General features: G+C 39.4%; 23 protein-coding genes. 14 read left to right on the forward strand and 9 right to left on the reverse strand.

The features are described from left to right. Positions 1-135: 135 nt before the first annotated feature. The 3 genes from AEA09_RS17300 to AEA09_RS17310 all read right to left on the reverse strand — a co-directional run bounded on the left by AEA09_RS17300 (position 136) and on the right by AEA09_RS17310 (position 2,729). Positions 136-1,491 (reverse strand): YjiH family protein, encoded by a 1,356-nt coding sequence (locus tag AEA09_RS17300; RefSeq protein ID WP_053585201.1) that lies wholly within the window; start codon positions 1,489-1,491, stop codon positions 136-138. A 183-nt stretch (positions 1,492-1,674) separates the two neighbouring features. Beyond that, positions 1,675-2,364, reverse strand: a complete 690-nt coding sequence (bshB2, locus tag AEA09_RS17305; RefSeq protein WP_053585202.1) for a bacillithiol biosynthesis deacetylase BshB2 — start codon at positions 2,362-2,364, stop codon at positions 1,675-1,677. A gap of 14 nt (positions 2,365-2,378) precedes the next feature. After that, a complete protein-coding gene (locus AEA09_RS17310; protein WP_053585203.1) occupies positions 2,379-2,729 on the reverse strand; it encodes a YojF family protein in 351 nt (116 codons plus the stop codon). Positions 2,730-3,024: 295 nt separating this feature from the next. Between AEA09_RS17310 and exaC the strand changes: the two genes are divergently transcribed. Further along, positions 3,025-4,545 (forward strand): acetaldehyde dehydrogenase ExaC, encoded by a 1,521-nt coding sequence (gene exaC, locus AEA09_RS17315; protein ID WP_053585204.1) that lies wholly within the window; start codon positions 3,025-3,027, stop codon positions 4,543-4,545. Between the two features lie 21 nt (positions 4,546-4,566). After that, positions 4,567-4,929 (forward strand): DUF779 domain-containing protein, encoded by a 363-nt coding sequence (locus tag AEA09_RS17320; RefSeq protein WP_053585205.1) that lies wholly within the window; start codon positions 4,567-4,569, stop codon positions 4,927-4,929. A 140-nt stretch (positions 4,930-5,069) separates the two neighbouring features. On the opposite strand, the gene AEA09_RS17325 is transcribed toward AEA09_RS17320, so the two are convergent. Continuing rightward, the gene (locus AEA09_RS17325) at positions 5,070-5,351 is read right to left on the reverse strand and encodes a hypothetical protein (RefSeq protein ID WP_053585206.1); all 282 of its coding nucleotides are present in this window, start codon (positions 5,349-5,351) and stop codon (positions 5,070-5,072) included. 175 nt (positions 5,352-5,526) lie between these two features. Between AEA09_RS17325 and AEA09_RS17330 the strand changes: the two genes are divergently transcribed. Then, a complete protein-coding gene (locus tag AEA09_RS17330) occupies positions 5,527-6,075 on the forward strand; it encodes an acyl-CoA thioesterase (protein ID WP_053585207.1) in 549 nt (182 codons plus the stop codon). Positions 6,076-6,209: 134 nt separating this feature from the next. Continuing rightward, positions 6,210-7,199 carry a translocation/assembly module TamB domain-containing protein gene (locus AEA09_RS20170; RefSeq protein WP_053585208.1) on the forward strand — a complete coding sequence of 330 codons (990 nt, stop codon included), beginning with the start codon at positions 6,210-6,212 and terminating at the stop codon, positions 7,197-7,199. Positions 7,200-7,230: 31 nt separating this feature from the next. Here AEA09_RS20170 and thiD read toward each other — a convergent pair whose 3' ends face one another. Beyond that, positions 7,231-8,061: a bifunctional hydroxymethylpyrimidine kinase/phosphomethylpyrimidine kinase gene (thiD, locus tag AEA09_RS17340; protein ID WP_053585209.1), complete on the reverse strand. Its 831-nt coding sequence runs from the start codon at positions 8,059-8,061 to the stop codon at positions 7,231-7,233. Between the two features lie 168 nt (positions 8,062-8,229). Between thiD and AEA09_RS17345 the strand changes: the two genes are divergently transcribed. From AEA09_RS17345 to AEA09_RS17365, 5 genes are all read left to right on the forward strand, one after another. Beyond that, positions 8,230-8,910 (forward strand): uracil-DNA glycosylase, encoded by a 681-nt coding sequence (locus AEA09_RS17345; RefSeq protein ID WP_053585459.1) that lies wholly within the window; start codon positions 8,230-8,232, stop codon positions 8,908-8,910. 91 nt (positions 8,911-9,001) lie between these two features. Further along, positions 9,002-9,181, forward strand: coding sequence for a hypothetical protein (locus tag AEA09_RS17350; RefSeq protein ID WP_053585210.1), 180 nt, complete (start codon positions 9,002-9,004; stop codon positions 9,179-9,181). Next, the gene (locus AEA09_RS17355) at positions 9,178-9,444 is read left to right on the forward strand and encodes a YwdI family protein (RefSeq protein ID WP_053585211.1); all 267 of its coding nucleotides are present in this window, start codon (positions 9,178-9,180) and stop codon (positions 9,442-9,444) included. Before AEA09_RS17350 ends, AEA09_RS17355 begins: the two co-directional genes overlap by 4 nt. A gap of 26 nt (positions 9,445-9,470) precedes the next feature. After that, positions 9,471-9,851 (forward strand): DUF423 domain-containing protein, encoded by a 381-nt coding sequence (locus tag AEA09_RS17360; RefSeq protein ID WP_053585212.1) that lies wholly within the window; start codon positions 9,471-9,473, stop codon positions 9,849-9,851. A 147-nt stretch (positions 9,852-9,998) separates the two neighbouring features. After that, positions 9,999-11,177, forward strand: a complete 1,179-nt coding sequence (locus tag AEA09_RS17365) for a M20 family metallopeptidase (protein WP_053585213.1) — start codon at positions 9,999-10,001, stop codon at positions 11,175-11,177. A gap of 40 nt (positions 11,178-11,217) precedes the next feature. Here the strand turns inward: AEA09_RS17365 and gerQ are convergent, their stop codons facing one another. Both gerQ and AEA09_RS17375 read right to left on the reverse strand, forming a co-directional pair. Further along, positions 11,218-11,553: a spore coat protein GerQ gene (gene gerQ / locus AEA09_RS17370; RefSeq protein WP_053585214.1), complete on the reverse strand. Its 336-nt coding sequence runs from the start codon at positions 11,551-11,553 to the stop codon at positions 11,218-11,220. Positions 11,554-11,572: 19 nt separating this feature from the next. Next, the gene (locus AEA09_RS17375) at positions 11,573-11,998 is read right to left on the reverse strand and encodes a cell wall hydrolase (protein ID WP_053585215.1); all 426 of its coding nucleotides are present in this window, start codon (positions 11,996-11,998) and stop codon (positions 11,573-11,575) included. Positions 11,999-12,242: 244 nt separating this feature from the next. On the opposite strand from AEA09_RS17375, the gene AEA09_RS20140 reads away from it, so the two are divergent. Together AEA09_RS20140 and AEA09_RS17380 are read left to right on the forward strand one after the other, a co-directional pair. Next, the gene (locus AEA09_RS20140; protein WP_169778093.1) at positions 12,243-12,413 is read left to right on the forward strand and encodes a hypothetical protein; all 171 of its coding nucleotides are present in this window, start codon (positions 12,243-12,245) and stop codon (positions 12,411-12,413) included. 171 nt (positions 12,414-12,584) lie between these two features. Continuing rightward, a complete protein-coding gene (locus AEA09_RS17380) occupies positions 12,585-12,767 on the forward strand; it encodes a hypothetical protein (RefSeq protein WP_053585216.1) in 183 nt (60 codons plus the stop codon). Positions 12,768-12,819: 52 nt separating this feature from the next. Here the strand turns inward: AEA09_RS17380 and hemQ are convergent, their stop codons facing one another. After that, positions 12,820-13,569, reverse strand: a complete 750-nt coding sequence (gene hemQ / locus AEA09_RS17385; RefSeq protein ID WP_053585217.1) for a hydrogen peroxide-dependent heme synthase — start codon at positions 13,567-13,569, stop codon at positions 12,820-12,822. Positions 13,570-13,726: 157 nt separating this feature from the next. Between hemQ and lipL the strand changes: the two genes are divergently transcribed. Beyond that, the gene (gene lipL / locus AEA09_RS17390) at positions 13,727-14,557 is read left to right on the forward strand and encodes an octanoyl-[GcvH]:protein N-octanoyltransferase (protein ID WP_053585218.1); all 831 of its coding nucleotides are present in this window, start codon (positions 13,727-13,729) and stop codon (positions 14,555-14,557) included. Positions 14,558-14,955: 398 nt separating this feature from the next. Here lipL and AEA09_RS17395 read toward each other — a convergent pair whose 3' ends face one another. Beyond that, a complete protein-coding gene (locus AEA09_RS17395; RefSeq protein ID WP_053585219.1) occupies positions 14,956-15,603 on the reverse strand; it encodes a transcriptional regulator in 648 nt (215 codons plus the stop codon). 234 nt (positions 15,604-15,837) lie between these two features. Here AEA09_RS17395 and AEA09_RS17400 point away from each other — a divergent pair, with 234 nt between their 5' ends. Continuing rightward, the gene (locus tag AEA09_RS17400; protein ID WP_053585220.1) at positions 15,838-16,065 is read left to right on the forward strand and encodes a YuzB family protein; all 228 of its coding nucleotides are present in this window, start codon (positions 15,838-15,840) and stop codon (positions 16,063-16,065) included. Positions 16,066-16,219: 154 nt separating this feature from the next. Beyond that, the gene (locus tag AEA09_RS17405) at positions 16,220-17,530 is read left to right on the forward strand and encodes an HD domain-containing protein (protein ID WP_053585460.1); all 1,311 of its coding nucleotides are present in this window, start codon (positions 16,220-16,222) and stop codon (positions 17,528-17,530) included. Positions 17,531-18,093 lie beyond the last annotated feature (563 nt).

Below are 18,093 nucleotides of genomic sequence, written 5' to 3' on the forward strand. Positions count from 1 at the left end.
TAACTAAAACATACATCATTTTAACATAAAAAAGCTGTAAGGATACTAAATATTTTGTTAATTCTAAAAATTAAAACGCTTTCAAAAAAAGCAATTGTTCACGCCTGTTAAAAGCGAGAACAATTGCTACATAAGCTAGAAAATTAGGTGTGCTATAAGTGCGGCAATTGGAAGTGAAATAAGGGTACGAAGTAAGAAAATCACAACTAAGTCTAAAAATTTCAGGGGTATTTTCGTACCTAAAATCAATCCGCCGACCTCAGACATATAAATAAGTTGCGTTACAGAAACGACCGCAATCACAAAGCGTGTCATTTCAGATTCAATGCCCGCACCTAAAATAGAAGGGAGGAACATATCAGCAAAGCCCACAACCATCGTTTGTGCTGCTTCTGCGGCCTCTGGCAAACCAAGTACTGTTAAAATTGGTTCAAATGGTTTTCCTAAAATAGTGAAAATACTTGTGAATTCAGCTAGCATTAAGGCAACGGTACCGAATGCCATAACGATTGGTGCTACGCCAATCCATAAATCAAAGATGTTTTTAAAGCCATCTTTAAAGAATTGACGAGGGTTACGATTTGCATCTGCAACAGCTAAAGCATTTGCCAATCCATGTGTCACAGAATTATAACCTTTTGGCAACTTTTCACGATTTAAATCTTGCGGGGAACCATCAATATACGTATCTTCTTTACCAGCAAGCGGGTAAATACGAGGCATAATAACGGCTAGCACCAACCCACACAGAACCACTGTTAAATAATACGGGATAAAATAGCGTGATAGGTCCACAGTTTCTAAAACCACAATACAAAATGTAATAGACACAATTGAAAAACTTGTCGCAATAATGGCTGCTTCTTTTTTCGTATAGTTGCCCATTTCGTATTGTTTGCTTGTCATAAGGACACCAATTGTGCCATCACCAATCCAAGAAGTAAGTGCATCTATCGATGAGCGACCAGGCGTTTTAAAGAGTGGACGCATAATATACACCATCATTGAGCCAAAAAACTCTAACAAGCCGAAGTTTGTTAAAAACGGTAATAATAAGCCAGCAAATAAGAAAATAGTGAATAAAAATGTAACTAATCCACCGTTTGGATCCATTAATAGTCCACCGGTGCTTTCATTTATAATAGCAGATGGGCCAAAGTCTAAAACAACCATGGACGCAAATATAAAGCCAACAAGGCGTGTAATCGTCCAAAACCAATTAACTCGGAATAGGGTATCTATAAAGCTCGGATGCTTCTCATCTTGTTGTGGAATAAATTTGACAATGAACGAACCGAAACTTGCAATTGCAAAAATAAATAAAGTAAAGTAGCTAATGACAGGGGCAACAAAATTTGCAAGTAAATTTGCCATAATCGCAATAGGTACTTTCCACCCATCATCCGTTAAGAGAGGTGTCATGAATAAAAGTACACCAATGAGCGAAGGGATGATGAAGAAAAAGTATGTAGAAACAGGATATTTCTTCATATTGTGTATAAACCTCATTCTCTAGTTGTTATTGTTGAATAATTATACATAATACATGGTTATCTATGCGTTGTCCATAAATTGAGAAGTAGTGATACTTTTCAGTAAACTTATTATTCGCAAATAGATGAAAAATATATAAAAAAAAGCACTCCGCTAAAAAAGAAGCAGAAGTGCTAGGGATTATTTCTTATATTGGTCAGGGTCAACGATATAAAACTTTTCAACATTGAGCCAACTATCGCTCATTAGCTCGCCATCGTCGATTCGTTTTTCTGTTTCTTGCATCATCCAAGCCGTTTGTGAGGCGTGTGCCTTTAATGCGTTTACTTTATCCATTTTCATTTCGCTTACATCGATAAGGATATGAGGTTCACCATTTTTTTCGACTGTGTCATTGGCAAAGGCGCAACCTAAAATTTGTGGACGCGCTGCTTTTGGCATACGACGTACAGCTTCGACGACCGCACGTGCTGTAGCTTCATGGTCGGGGTGCACGGCAAAGCCTGGTAGGAAGGTGAAAATAAGTGATGGCATTAACTCTTCGATTAAGTCCTCTACAAGCTTCACCATTTTTTCATCATCTTCAAATTCAATTGTTTTGTCGCGTAGACCGAGCATACGTAGATCTTGAATGCCCATTGCCTCTGCAGCGGCTACTAATTCCTTGCGACGAATTTCTGGCAATGATTCGCGCGTTGCAAATGGTGGATTTCCTAAATTACGACCCATTTCACCTAATGTTAAGCAGGCATATGTAACAGGTGTATTCATTTTCTTTGTATAGTAAGCAATCGTTCCGGCAATTGAAAAAGCTTCATCATCTGGATGCGGGTAAACGATTAAAATTTGACGTTGTGGTTGTAAATCCATGTCGTAGTCCCCCCTTAATAGGTAAATGGCGTTTCGCTAATTTCTAGCGCAATTGCCAACTTTCCAGAATAGTCTAATCCAGCCATCAGTAAACGGCCTTTGTCATCTAACTCATAGTGTGTAATGCCTTGTGCATACACCCAACCGTGCTCCATTTTTAAACCAACACGATGTGGTGAATCACTAACAACTTTCGCTAGCTCATAATTGATTTTCGCATTGCGAATAAAGGCACCTGCATTAAAAAATTTTTCATCATAGTGTGCTGCATAAGAACCGTTTGTCGTCTCAAGATGGATATAAACGTCTTTGTTGGCGAAAGAATTAAGTAAATTCTGTAACGCTGAAACTTGTACTTCCTGCATCTTAACACTCCTCTCACGATCATTTCCCTTATAAGTATAGTCAAAAAAGGTGATGAAGGGAAATTGAATGCCCTTATTCTGTCAAACTAATAAGTAGTGTCAATGTGAAAACGGTTATTAAATTTGATTTGTAATAATAATGGAGAACTTATGAGTCTATTTTTTGAAAAGTCAATTTGCTTGTAAAAATTATAGTAGTGTATCAATATAAACCTAGTGAAGATAAATTTGACAAAATGTGTCGCTTAATTTTGTATGCGTTTTCACAAATTAAAAATGCGGGGAGATTTTAATAATGATTTATGCAAATCCTAATACGCCGGGTGCGGTAGTAAACTTCAAAGAGCATTATGATAACTTTATCGGTGGCGAATGGGTAGCTCCAGTAAAAGGCCAATATTTTGACAACAAAACACCTGTAACTGGACAAGTATTCACAAAAGCAGCTCGTTCATCTGCTGAAGATATTGAGCTAGCACTAGATGCAGCACATGCAGCAAAAGATGCATGGGGTAAAACTTCTGCAGCAGAACGTGCAGCTATTTTAAATAAAATTGCTGACCGCATTGAAGAAAACTTAGAAATGATTGCTGTTGCTGAAACATGGGACAACGGTAAAGCAGTGCGTGAAACATTAAACGCTGATATTCCTTTAGCAGTAGACCACTTCCGTTACTTCGCAGGTGTCATTCGAGCACAAGAAGGGCGTACATCACAATTAGATAACGACACAGTCGCTTACCATTTCCAAGAACCACTAGGCGTTGTTGGACAAATCATTCCTTGGAACTTCCCAATTTTAATGGCAGCGTGGAAAATAGCGCCAGCATTAGCGGCAGGTAACTGTATCGTCATGAAACCAGCTGAGCAAACACCGGTTTCTTTACTAGTTTTAATCGAAACAATTCAAGATATCTTGCCAAAAGGTGTTTTAAACATCGTAAATGGCTTTGGTATTGAAGTTGGTAAAGCGCTCGCAACAAATAAACGTATCGCTAAAATTGCCTTCACAGGTTCAACTGCAGTAGGCCGTCAAATTATGCAATACGCAACAGAAAACATTATTCCAGTAACATTAGAGCTTGGTGGTAAATCACCAAACGTATTTTTTGAAGACGTAATGGCAGCTGATGATGAATATTTAAATAAAGCAATTGAAGGATTTGTCATGTTCGCCCTAAATTCAGGTGAAATTTGTACTTGTCCTTCACGTGCACTTATTCATGAATCGATTTACGATCAATTCATCGAACGTGCATTAGAACGCGTAAAAGCAATTAAAATTGGTAACCCACTTGATACAGAAGTAATGATGGGTGCCCAAGCTTCCGAGCAACAAAAACAAAAAATCATGTCTTACTTACAATTAGGTAAAGAAGAAGGCGCTGAATGTTTAATCGGCGGTGAAGAAAATATACTTGAAGGCGACTTAGCTGGTGGTAACTACATTAAACCAACAGTTTTCAAAGGTCACAACAAAATGCGTATCTTCCAAGAAGAAATCTTTGGTCCAGTACTGGGTGTTACAACATTTAAAGACTTTGATGAGGCAATTGAAATCGCAAATGATACAGAATACGGTTTAGGTGCTGGTGTTTGGTCACGTTCTGGTGACACTGCATACCGTGCTGGTCGTGCTATCCAAGCTGGCCGTGTATGGACAAATACGTATCACCAATACCCTGCTGGTGCTGCATTTGGTGGTTTTAAACTTTCAGGTATTGGCCGTGAAAATCACGCAATGATGCTTGATCACTATCAACAAACTAAATGTTTACTAGTTGATTATAAAAAAGAAGCACAAGGTTTCTTCTAAGTCGAAAGGATGGGTAAGAACATGGTAGAACGTGTGATTGCAACAAAAGAGGCTTTGGAATTGGTAGGGCTTATTAAGAGCAGACATGGAGCTATCATGTTTTATCAATCAGGTGGATGCTGTGATGGCTCTGTACCGATGTGCTATGTAGATGGAGATTTTAAGCTTGGCGACAACGATATCTATCTTGGTACAATAGGTGACGTTCCATTTTACATTCACAGAGCACAATATGAGTATTTCAAACATACACAATTGATTATTGATGCGCTGGCGGGTAGAGGTGCAAGCTTTTCTTTAGATAGTGTGGAGGAAATGCACTTTATCACGAAATCTAAAGTGTTTACAGCAGAAGAGTATGAAGAAGTGAAAAAGTACTTTTAATATAGTAAAAAAGCCACGATTCTCTCTTTTATGACGAGAGAATCGTGGCTTTTGCTTGTTGAAGTTTCATTTTCACCACAGAAAAGGATGTGCCATAATCCCTTAGGAGGCACGCTCTTTTTTTGTTGTATGTATCTTTTTTAATTACGATTAAGTTTTCGTTCAATGGAATCTAAACGATTGTTAACATGTTGTAATTGTTTATACATTTGTTTGTACTGTTTGTTTTGGTCTTGTGAACGCTCGTTTTCTAACTGTACAGCTTCTTCTTCTTCCTCTAAAGACAATATCGTAGCAAGAGTAGACAGTGAATAACCGAATGTTAACAATACGGAAGCTAAAACTTCAACTTTGGCAGCCGTTAATGCAGTAGATTCTAGCGTAGAATCCTCATGTGTTTCCGTTGAATGATTTTTTTTCATAAAAATCCCTCCCATTTATGATTAGTATATGGAGGGGGAAGCGGTGAGGTATCTTGTCCATTTTCTTTTAGGATTTATGTATATTTGTAATATTCGATGAATAAAATTGATTTTTCTAGAAAAATATAGCATTATAATAGAAATGAAGATTATGCTATTTTGAGGGGGAAATGCGATGGAGAAAAAGTTTAAGTACTGTAGGGAATCGAGAGTAATGCGTACAAGTCGTGTTTTTCCAAACGATGTTAACAATCATAATACGCTTTTCGGGGGTCGTTTGATGAGCGATATCGACCAAGTTGCCTCGATTTCGGCTGCAAAACATAGTCGTAGAGACTGCGTCACAGCTTCAACCGATTCTGTCGATTTTTTGAATCCAATTCGTCCGACAGACTCTGTGTATTTCGAGTCTTATGTCACATGGACAGGCACATCATCGATGGAAGTGTTCGTGAAGGTTATTTCAGAAAATTTGAAAACAGGCGAACGAAAGGTTTCAGCAACCGCACTATTAACTTTTGTTGCGTTGGATGAAAATAATCGACCTTCTCCAGTCCCTCAAGTCATTCCAGAGACCGTGGAAGAAACAAAATTACACGAAACGGCACCAGAGCGCGCAAGGATACGAACTGACCGTAAAAAGGAAAGTAAAGCACTGGCAACTTTCATTTCCATGAACGACCCATGGGACTATCGACTCGAACATATGGAAAATTATTTTTAAAAAGGCGTCTAGCAATCATGTATTTTGATTGCCAGACGCCTTTTTTTATGAAGCTTAATAAGTAAGTAAATTCCTTTTGAATATTTTCTGATGTTGAGCGGCCTACCCTTGATGTTGAGCGGGTTACCCTTGATGTGGAGCGACTTACAATTGATGTTGAGCGACTTACCCTTGATGTTGAGCGGCCTACCCTTGACGTTGAGCGGTTTACCCTTGATGTTGAGCGGGATACCCTAGATGTTGCGCGACTTACCCTTGATGTTGAGCGACTTACCCTTGATGTTGAGCGGCCTACCCTTGACGTTGAGCGGTTTACCCTTGATGTTGAGCGGGATACCCTAGATGTTGCGCGACTTACCCTTGATGTTGAGCGACTTACCCTTGATGTTGAGCGGCCTACCCTTGACGTTGAGCGGTTTACCCTTGATGTTGAGCGGGATACCCTAGATGTTGCGCGACTTACCCTTGATGTTGAGCGACTTACCCTTGATGTTGAGCGGCTTACCCTTGATGTTGAGCGACTTAGCCTTGATGTTGAGCGACTTAGCCTTGATGTTGAGCGACTTACCCTTGATGTTGAGCGGCCTACCCTTGATGTTGAGCGGTTTACCCTTGATGTTGAGCGGGTTACCCTTGATGTTGAGCGACTTAGCCTTGATGTTGAGCGACTTAGCCTTGATGTTGAGCGACTTACCCTTGATGTTGAGCGGCCTACCCTTGATGTTGAGCGGTTTACCCTTGATGTTGAGCGGGTTACCCTTGATGTTGAGCGACTTAGCCTTGATGTTGAGCGACTTAGCCTTGATGTTGAGCGACTTACCCTTGATGTTGAGCGGCCTACCCTTGATGTTGAGCGGTTTACCCTTGATGTTGAGCGGGTTACCCTTGATGTTGAGCGACTTAGCCTTGATGTTGAGCGACTTAGCCTTGATGTTGAGCGACTTACCCTTGATGTTGAGCGGCCTACCCTTGATGTTGAGCGGTTTACCCTTGATGTTGAGCGGGTTACCCTTGATGTTGAGCGACTTACCCTTGATGTTGAGCGACTTACCCCTGAAGTTGAGCGACCTACTCTTGATGTTGAGCGACTAGCCCCTGAAGTTGAGCAATCTACATCATTATAGGATACCTCAACTCATATTCTCGAAATTACAATTAGATTTCAGTTACTGTTACTTCTGGTGCACCGAAGCGTGATTTTGCGCCGTGCATTACAGGGCCAACATAGTCATTTAATGCCCAGCCGTTTGCAATGGCAGCTGATACAAATTCTTTTGCTTCAATTACAGCTTCTTTGACAGTAAGGCCGTTTGCAAGGTTTGCTGTAACAGAAGCGGCAAATGTACAGCCTGCACCGTGGTTATAAGTAGAAGCAACTTTGTCAGATTCTAATAAGTAGAATGTTTCACCGTCAAAGAATAGGTCAGTTGCTTTTTCTGTGGCAAGAGCTTTTCCGCCTTTAATAACAACTGCCTTCGCCCCAAGCTCATGGATTTTACGAGCTGCAACTTTCATGTCGTCAATTGTTTTTGGTGTACCTGTGCCCGCTAATTGACCTGCCTCGAACAGGTTAGGTGTTGTCACTGCTGCAAGTGGTAATAAGTATTTCACCATAGCGTCAGTGTTGCCTGGGTTTAGCACTTCGTCATCACCTTTACAGATCATTACAGGGTCGATTACAACGTTTGTTGTGCCAGATTTAGCAATAGCATCACCAGCAATGCGGATAATTTCTTCTGTTGAAAGCATGCCAGTTTTCACTGCATCAATGCCTGTTGAAAGTGCCGTATCAATTTGTTTTTGTAAAAGCTCTGTTGGTAATGGTGTTACATTATGTGACCAGCCGTTTGGATCCATCGTTACGACTACAGTGAGTGCAACCATTCCGTATGTACCATGCTCTTGGAATGTTTTAAGGTCGGCTTGCATGCCTGCGCCGCCAGATGTATCTGAACCAGCGATTGTTAATGTCTTTTTAAGAGCCATGTGAAAAATCTCCTTTAGGATGATAGAATTTCATCTAGTATAGTCTGATTCTGATTCTATAAAAATAGTCAGAAATGAACATTTTTATAAGGTCAGTTTACAATAAGCCTTGAATTCAGTGAAGAATTTTTGTACCTTTGTAAGGAGAGAAAGGGGCTTAATGTAGTGATGCAACAATTTTTCCCGAATGATTGGCAATTGATACTTGCTGATGAATTAGAAAAACCATATTATCTGGCATTACGCCAATTTGTAGCGCATGAATTTTCCACTCAAACGATTTACCCCCCCATGGACGACGTGTTAAATGCCTTTTCAACGACAGCTTATCGTGATGTGAAGGTCGTTATTTTAGGACAAGATCCATATCATGGACCAGATCAGGCACATGGCTTAAGTTTTTCAGTGAAGCCAGGAATCCCACATCCGCCAAGCTTACGCAATATGCTGAAGGAATTACAAGATGATGTAGGCTGTTCAATTCCCAAGGATGGTACGTTAACAAAATGGGCGGAGCAAGGGGTTATGCTGTTAAATACAGTATTGACAGTACGAGCGGGCCAAGCGAATTCTCATAAAGGGCAAGGTTGGGAGCAGTTTACGGATGCTGTAATTGAAAAGCTTGCGGCAAGAAAACGACCAATAATATTTGTTTTATGGGGCAAACCTGCACAACAAAAAAAGCAGCTTATTTTAAAATATTCTGAGCAACATGTCATTTTTGAAGCGCCACATCCGAGTCCGCTAAGTGCATATCGTGGTTTTTTCGGAAGTAAACCGTATTCAAAGATCAATGCGCAATTAGAGGCTTGGGGTGAACAACCAATTGACTGGTGTTTATCTTCATAGAGGAGCAATTAATAGTAGATTGCCACAAATCGTTTACTTTTAAGTGCCTAGTAATCATGGTACAGTGAAACATGAAAGAGAGGGAGCAACTATGCGAATTGATTGCTTTAAGTGCAAAAATTTTAAAGTAACGTGGGATCCTCAAAATCCACGTGGCTGCGCAGCTTATGGCTTCAAAACGAAACAGCTTCCATCCGTTGTAGTGAAGCAATCCTCTGGTATGGATTGCATGAAATTTGTGTCGAAAGCAGAAAGCGAGGGCAAACGATGATTTCCTATCAAGCAGTACTACAGCAACTTGAAAAACAATTAGATGAAGCGAAGAAAGCAGCAAGTGAACAACAGATGAGAGAATCATTAACAGCTGTTCGGGCATTGTGTGACGTTGTGCTAACACAATCAATAGAAACTTCAAAAACACAACCTAAGCATATCCCGCAAATGTTGACGCAAGGTCCAACGCAACAAGTACTATACACAGCGAAAATGGATGAGGAAGACGGAGCAAACGGCGATTCGCTTTTTGACTTCTAACTATATATAAGGTAGGTATAAATAAGATGAAAAGATTTATCGTAACTGGTGCACTTCATGGGTTTTTAGCAGTGGCACTCGGTGCATTTGGTGCACATGCTTTAGATGGTATATTAGATGCTTATGGTCAAGATATTTGGAACAAAGCGGTGCAATATCAAATGTTCCATGCAACAGGCTTACTTGTGATTGGTCTATTAATGAGTAGTAAGATACTAGGAGAAGTTAAGCAATTAAACGTGGCAGGTATTGTCTTTAACCTTGGGATTGTATTTTTCTCGGGAAGTTTATATGTGTTAGCACTTAGCGGTATTAAAGTGCTTGGTGCCATTACGCCAATTGGTGGTGTCTTATTTTTAACGGGCTGGGTATGTATTATACTAGCAGCTATGAAACATGCAAGATAATAATAGATTACCTTTTTCGTACTGTTATGCGGAGAAGGTTTTTTTATTCTCATTCACCAAAGTTCAATCCGTATTGTTTTTGTAAGAATTTTTAAGGTGCGCTATAATTATCAAAAGAGTTAGAAATAAGAAAGAAGGCTTGTACATATGGAAAAATTATTTGCGTTACTCGATGGAAACTATGAAGAGATGGTAGCAATCCGCCGTCACTTACATGAATATCCTGAAATCTCATTTGAAGAAGTTGAAACACCTGCCTATGTGGCAGCTTTTCACCGAGCACTGGGACATGAAGTACGTGAACAGGTTGGTGGACGTGGAGTTGTTGCAATATTACGAGGAGCAAAGCCTGGAAAAACGGTTGCGTTGCGTGCAGATTTTGACGCGCTTGCCATTCAGGAAGAAAATGAAGTGCCATACAAATCAAAAGTAGCGGGGAAAATGCATGCGTGTGGACATGATGGGCATACGGCAACGTTACTTGGACTTGCAAAGGTACTTAATGCGATGAAAGATGAACTTGCGGGTACTGTGGTCTTCATTCATCAACATGCGGAGGAAATTGCGCCAGGTGGAGCGAAGCCAATGATTGAGGATGGATGTTTAGATGGCGTGGATGTTATTTTTGGTACACATTTATGGGCACCAACGCCACTTGGTGAAATTTTAGTACGTGATGGCGCAATAATGGCTGCTGCTGATAAAGTCGATATTGTGTTACAAGGAAAAGGGGGCCATGGCGCAGAGCCACATCATTCTATTGATGCAGTTGTCCTAGCTTCTCAATTTGTGATGAATGTCCAACAACTCGTATCACGCCGTATTGATCCATTGAAATCAGCGGTACTAACAATTGGACATTTTGAGGCCATTAATCCATTCAATGTTATCGCGGAACGTGTTGTATTAACGGGAACTGTCCGAACATTTGAGGAGCAAGTCCGTATACAAATGGAGAGGGAACTTGAGGCAGTACTAAAAGCTACTTGCCTTGCTTTTGGTGCTACCTATGAATATCAATACACAAGAGGTTATCCACCTGTGTATAACCATAAGAGGGAAACAGATTTTGTAGCAGAACTTGCAGTAGATGTGCCAGGTGTAGAAAAGGTTATTACGTGCCCTCCATTTATGATTGGCGAAGACTTTGCCTATTATTTAGAAAAAGTACCTGGTACATTTTTCTTCACAGGAGCTAAAAAGCCAGAGTGGGAAACTGCTTATCCACATCATCATGCACGTTTTGATTTTGATGAGCGTGCCATGCTTATTGCTGCAAAAACATTAGGAAAAGCGACATTAGAATATCTAAAAGAAAATAATTAAAAAAGTCAGCGAGAAGTTAAACTCTCGCTGATTTTTTATGTTACGAACCTTGATTGAAATAATTCATTTCTTCATCGTACTCAGCGAAATCAAAATAAATCATCGGGAATAAGAAGCGGTGATTGGATTTAGCTTCACGCAAAATAACATGATCTCGGCCAGCAGCCTCGACAACACCACGTACTACCTTTGTGTTTTTACCTGGTTCGATTGCATGTTCGAAAGAAAAGTGGAAAGTACCCGGTTTTCCTCGATTCAGACGTAAAATATTTTCAATATACGATTCCTCTCGTACGGGTGGCCGTCCGCTTGGAATCGGTCCTTGGGGTGGTGTCATTTGCTGCTGTGTTGTCGGTGTCCAATAGTAAGGCATCATAATAACAACCTTCTTTCAGTTATATTTGAGGGCAATCTTCTTCAGTTGGCGAGAAAAAGCAGTGTGATTTGTAACGACCTGAATTCCACTGACCGTACCATTGCGCAGGGCAGTCTCCCTCTGGTCTGAAAAACCAAAGTGACCGAGTAGCAGGGTGGAATCTCTCACCATTTATCACTCTTTTGGCTAATCTAATATCTTGCTCACGTGCACGCTGATAAAAATAACTTTGTGTCACTGCCTCAAAACCGCCGGGACTCTGATAAACCATATCCTCAATTGTTCGAATGTCTGTAAAATCTAGACAATCTGCTCGTACACGATTGACACCAACATTGCCGACCATAAGCATACCTAGTTCGCCTTCACCTTCTGCTTCAGCACGCATTAACCGAGCAAGTAAAGCTGTTTGTGCGTCATTCGTTTTAATAACAGCGATTTTCATACCCCCTCGCAGTCAGTATATGCAGGACAATACCTTAGACATGTTTATTTTAAGAGAGAAAGTATAATCACTTTTTGGATGGTGCGAGCATATTATAAAAATAATGGGCTTTTTAGTGAGAACGAAGTTGTTTAATTACATTTAAGATTTTTCTAGGGATAGGAGGGAATATAGCTAAAGAAAATCGAATGGGTTTTAAAAGGTTTTTTTGCATGTTTATTCAATAGCATGTGAGGTGAGAATAATGAAAATTGGTATGTGGATTGCCATTTTATTAAGTGCAATTGTGGCATTTATTGTAGGAGACTTGTATGGTCAGCCACTCCATTGGTATCTCTTTATATTAATTGTCATCGTCGGTTTCTTCATTCATACAATTATTTTAATTTTAAAAGTAAAGGACGAAAATTCATGAATAATGAGGATTAGGTAAACATCATTAGGTTTATAGATGATGTTTACCTCTTTTTTGTTAAAATTTTATTACAAAAAATGAAAATACTCACTTCTAACAAGTATATAGAAATTCTATTGTCCCATACTATTACTGACAACAACTGACGTACGTACTTGAAGGGGTGTTTCAATGAATACTTTTGGTATATTTATAGCGATTTTCACAAGTGCATTTATAGCCCTTGGAATAGCGGATTACTACGATCAACCGCACAATTGGTATTTATTTTTGCTAATGGTGTTGACTGGGGTTTTTATTCATATAATCATTCTTATATTAAAAGCAGACATTGATGAGGAAGAGGGAGCCTGAATCTACAAAGAAAAGCGCGAGTCCATTACTTTGGATTCGCGCTTTTGTTACATTATACAGTTAGGAATTTCACTAATTTTTCATTATCAAGTAGGTTACCTACGAAGAATGAACCAAACTCACCGTAGCGAGCAGATACTTCGTCGAAACGCATTTCGTATACTAGCTTTTTGAATTGTAATACATCATCCGCAAATAGTGTTACGCCCCACTCGTGATCGTCAAAGCCAACAGAACCTGTAATAATTTGTTTCACTTTACCTGCGTAGCCACGACCAATCATACCATGTGAACGCATTAATCCTTTACGTTCTTCCATCGGTAGCATATACCAGTTGTCATTGCCTTGACGACGTTTATCCATTGGGTAGAAGCACACGTATTTAGAACGTGGAAGTTCTGGATATAGACGTGCGCGTACATGTGCATTTTGATATGGATCTTCGTCTGAATCACCAGCTAAATAGTTTGAAAGCTCAACAACTGATACATAAGAATATGTAGGAATTGTAAAATCAGCAATGGCTAATTTGTTGAACTCAGCTTCTAGTTCTTGTAGCTCGTCCATTGTTTCACGTAAAGTCATAATCATAAAGTCGGCTTTTTGACCTACAATTGCATAAAATGCGTGTGCGCCAGTCTTAGCCACATCTGCCTCATTTAATTTGTCTAAATAAGTGATAAATTCTTCAACCGCTGCTTGACGTTCTTCAGAAGAAACTAGTTTCCAAGAAGCCCAATCCATTGAGCGGAATTCATGTAAAGCGTACCAACCATCTAACGTAATTGCTGCTTCATTCATAATTCAATACACTCCTTCTAATTGATAATCATTCACAAGTAAGTTTATCATAGTTTGTGTTAAAACAATAAGGTCATGCTAGCGATTTCACGAATTTGACACCTGTAGTAGATGCGGTATGCTAAAAGTGAGAGAAGTGAATAAGGAGTACGACTATATGAAAAATAGTTTACAACAACCGATCTGGCGTTTTTATGACCAATCGATTAGCGCGAAAAATAGCTCTCCACTAGAGTCATTTGCGATGGATGATACATTATGCCAATTAGTTGGGCAACTTGAGTCTCCACCAACAGTACGTACGTGGGTTCACGATGCCTCAGTTGTGCTCGGTATACAAGATCATCGTCTGCCATATGTACAACAGGGGATGAAATTACTGCAAACGAAAGGTTATCATCCAATCGTCCGAAATTCTGGTGGTCTAGCTGTTGTACTTGATGCAGGTGTGCTCAATATTTCGATTGTGTTATCAGAGCAAACAGAATCACTTAGCATTAATGCTGGCTATGACGTGATGGTCGCTTTTGTAAAGGCGCTTTTCCCTGAAGTAGCAGAGAAAATTGAAGCGTATGAGATTGTCGGCTCTTATTGTCCAGGTTCATATGATTTAAGTGTTGATGGTAAAAAGTTTGCAGGTATTTCACAACGTCGTTTACGGCAAGGTGTTGCTGTTCAAATCTATTTATGTATTGAAGGTAGCGGTGCCAAACGTGCAGAACTTATCCGAGATTTTTACGAGGAAAGCTTGCAAAATGAGGAAACGAAATTTGCGTATCCACAAATTGTGCCAGAGGTAATGGCATCTCTAAGTGAATTGATTGACCCAATGCTTACTGTGGAGGCAGTCATGGTTCGCTTGCAGCAAGTGTTACACGGTTTTACAGATGAAGTCAGAGCGGAGCCACTACATGATGAAGAACTAGCATTATATGCATTTTATTTACAACGGATTTTAGAGAGAAATGAAAAAATGTTAGCACTGTAAATTATCAATTCCGCCTTGGAGGAATTGTTGCTGACGCTTCGCTTTCGCACAGAAAAACATTGCGTCCAGATTTTGAATTGTGCTTAGGCCTGCGTGATGCAGGTCAGTTAGCCGTTGTCGCATGGATGCGACGTAATTAGGCTAACATCCTACTAATTTCAAAATCTGCTGCTGTCGCTACGCTTTCGCGCAAAAAACAACTGTGACATCTGCCGGAGGCATTGGGCCAACAGGATGTTGGTCACTCAGGCGTTGCCGCAGGATGCGGCGTTCTTAGCCAGAGTTCCACTATTCAGCCGGTGTTTGGACTCCCACAAAAGATGCTAAACCTACATTCATCTCAATAGCTATAGAGGTGGGAGTTTTCCTCTGAATGAAGATAAAAAGAGGCGATGCCGCTAACTAAGCGCATCGCCATTTTCTGGTTGAAAAGCAGGACTGCTTGCAACGAGATTACCGTTTTTCTCCATTTTAAATACAGGTGCAACTCGCTCTTCCTCTTCATCTAGTGTCACTAGACGTCTAGCGCGGTTCATAATTTGAACAAACTGCTCATAGTCTTTTCGAATCGCTCTATTTTCTTCTTCTAACTGTGTGATTGTTTTCTCTAGTTTTTTATTTTTCTCAGATGTAACATGCACGAGTTGACGCCATTTTGTAGACTCATTATTTAACTCACCAGAATGCTGTAAACGTAGTAAATAGGCTATTACAATATCAAGTGATAACGCAGAAAGAGGAATCGATTTGCCCTCTGTATCTGCACTTACTGTAAACATATTAGAAGAACGACGTCTTGCTGGTGCTCCTAAAACTCGCATTCTTTCTTTTCTTTCTTTTTTCGCCTCAGCTAATTGCTCTTCAAAAACCTTACGTACAACGGCATTCCAACGAAAACCACATGCAGCTGCGGTACGATTCAGTGCATCACCAGCTTCTTCAAATGCATTTAACTGTGTACTACCTTCTGTTACGTGACGAATCACCGCATCTGCTAATAATTCATCGTTTTCTTCTAACCAAGCATCTTGTCTTACTTTACTCATCTTTTATCCTCCTACCATAATAGAACTTTCTTTATGTATTTCTATCATGACCAATCTTTTAACCTTTTATTCATCTATGTAGAATGAATTATGCTTGAATGCAAGGTGAAAAGTAGGATACAATACCGGTTGTAGGTTTGTACGTGTTCTACATACTTAACTATGTGAATGTAGTACGCACATTTAATCATTTTTGTATGTAAAAAATACTATATAGAAAGGGTTGTTGACTAAATGGCAAACGAATTTAAAGTTTGCGATGAATGTCAGGCCGTTAACTTAAAAACGTTAATTCCAAAATTAAAGGGAATCGATCCTGATGCAACCATCGAAATTGGCTGTCACTCATATTGTGGCCCAGGTCGTAAAAAAACATTTACCTTTGTAAATAGTAGACCTGTCGCAGCACTAACTGAGGATGAGCTTATGGAAAAAGTATTAACAAAATTAAAAAGCAAATGATAAAATGCTATCTTCACTTAGATGAAGGTAGTTTTTTTATGGACGAAATTTTGCACCTATAGCTACTTTAACTTATGATTATCCATAGAAATCCGTGTAAAGTGGCCATTTATTTCATATAATAGAAGAAATACAGAAAATGAAATGGGGTGCAATGCAAATGACACATTATGCAGAAGCAAAATTGCAAGAGGAAAAAGTGTTTAAAGATCCTGTGCATCGCTATGTTCATGTGAGAGACCAGGCGATTTGGGATTTAGTGGGTACACGAGAATTTCAACGTTTACGTAGGATTCGTCAGCTAGGCACGACCTTTTTGGTGTTTCATGGTGCTGAGCATAGCCGTTTTAATCACTCACTGGGCGTCTATGAAATAATACGCCGCATTGTCGATGATATTTTTGTAGGTCGTCCAGAATGGGATGAAAGCGAAAGACTACTAGTGCTTTGTGCAGCACTTTTACATGATTTAGGGCATGGTCCATTTTCACATGCATTTGAAAATGTGTTTGAACTCGATCATGAATACTATACGAGACAAATACTTCTTGGCGATACAGAGGTAAATGCAGTCCTGAGAAAAGTGGCACCAGATTTTCCAGAGAAAGTATCCCAAGTGATAGAAAAAACATACCCGAACAAGCTGGTCGTCAGCCTAATTTCGAGCCAAATTGATGCTGATCGCATGGACTATTTACAACGAGATGCTTATTTTACAGGAGTAAGTTACGGACATTTCGATATGGAACGTATACTACGGGTTATGCGTCCTCGGGAAAATCAAGTGGTCATTAAATCGACTGGGATGCATGCAGTAGAAGATTATATAATGAGCCGCTATCAAATGTATTTACAAGTTTACTTCCATCCGGTATCACGCAGTGCGGAAGTCGTGTTGAATAACATATTAAAACGTGCAAAACAACTGAGTATGGAAGGCTATAAGTTTAAGCATGAGCCGACCCATTTTAAAGCATTTTTTAAAAATGATATAACGCTAGAGGATTATCTATCATTGGATGAAAGTATACTCTTTACATATTTTCAATTTTGGATGAAGGAAGACGATGAAATTCTTAGTGATTTAAGTCGTCGTTTTGTGAATCGTAAACTTTTCCAATATATAGACTTAGATCCATGTGCTGAACTGGACAAGTACCAAAAGCTTCAAGCGTTATTCAGACAAGCAGGTTTGAATCCGGAATACTATTTAGTGCATGATACGACAGCGGACTTACCGTATGATTTTTATCGACCAGGTGAGGAAAACGTGCGCGTTCCGATTTTCCTAGAAATGAAAAACGGAGAGCTGCGTGAATTATCGACGGAATCCATTATAGTCGATTCTATTTCAGGAAAAATGAAGCGCGATCACAAAATCTATTTCCCTATGGATTTCCTAGAGGATACAAGCACGCATCATGATGTGAAAAAGAAAATATGTATGATATTACAAGGGAATTGACAGTGTTATGCACCATGTGTGCATAACACTGTTTTTATTTTATGAGAATTAAGGGTTTATATTTCACCTGAATGGTTCTAGAGACAAAATTGATAGCACATATGCGAGTTAGACAAAAGGGTATTCGGTGCGAGTGTTCACAAAAAAATAAGTTCGGTTATTACCATTTATATATTTTAAATGAATAATTTTTCTATATATAGTAATTATTTTGAAGATAATTTCAGATAACACTGTTAAATGTGTATAAACCGTCGATAAAACTATAAATTACTTTTTTAGCATTTTAAGATCGATATACTTATTTTAATAGTAAAATCCATAATGGTGAGTGCTTTAGAACGGTTGTTCAGAAGATGTTTAATGCTAATCTATGTAATGGAGAGAAAAACTGAAAGGGGATGGGGCAATTTATCTTCGGCACAATAAAATTAAATACGAATACATGCAGCTATGCACCTCATGGCTTTACATACATCAAGATAACTTGCTTCTAAGTAGTTCCTTTTAGAAAAACGTGTATTCGAAGAGACGATAAAAATATAGGGAGCAAAGACTAACAT

Origin of the sequence: Lysinibacillus contaminans (assembly GCF_001278945.1) — a bacterium.
GTDB classification, from domain to species: domain Bacteria; phylum Bacillota; class Bacilli; order Bacillales_A; family Planococcaceae; genus Lysinibacillus; species Lysinibacillus contaminans.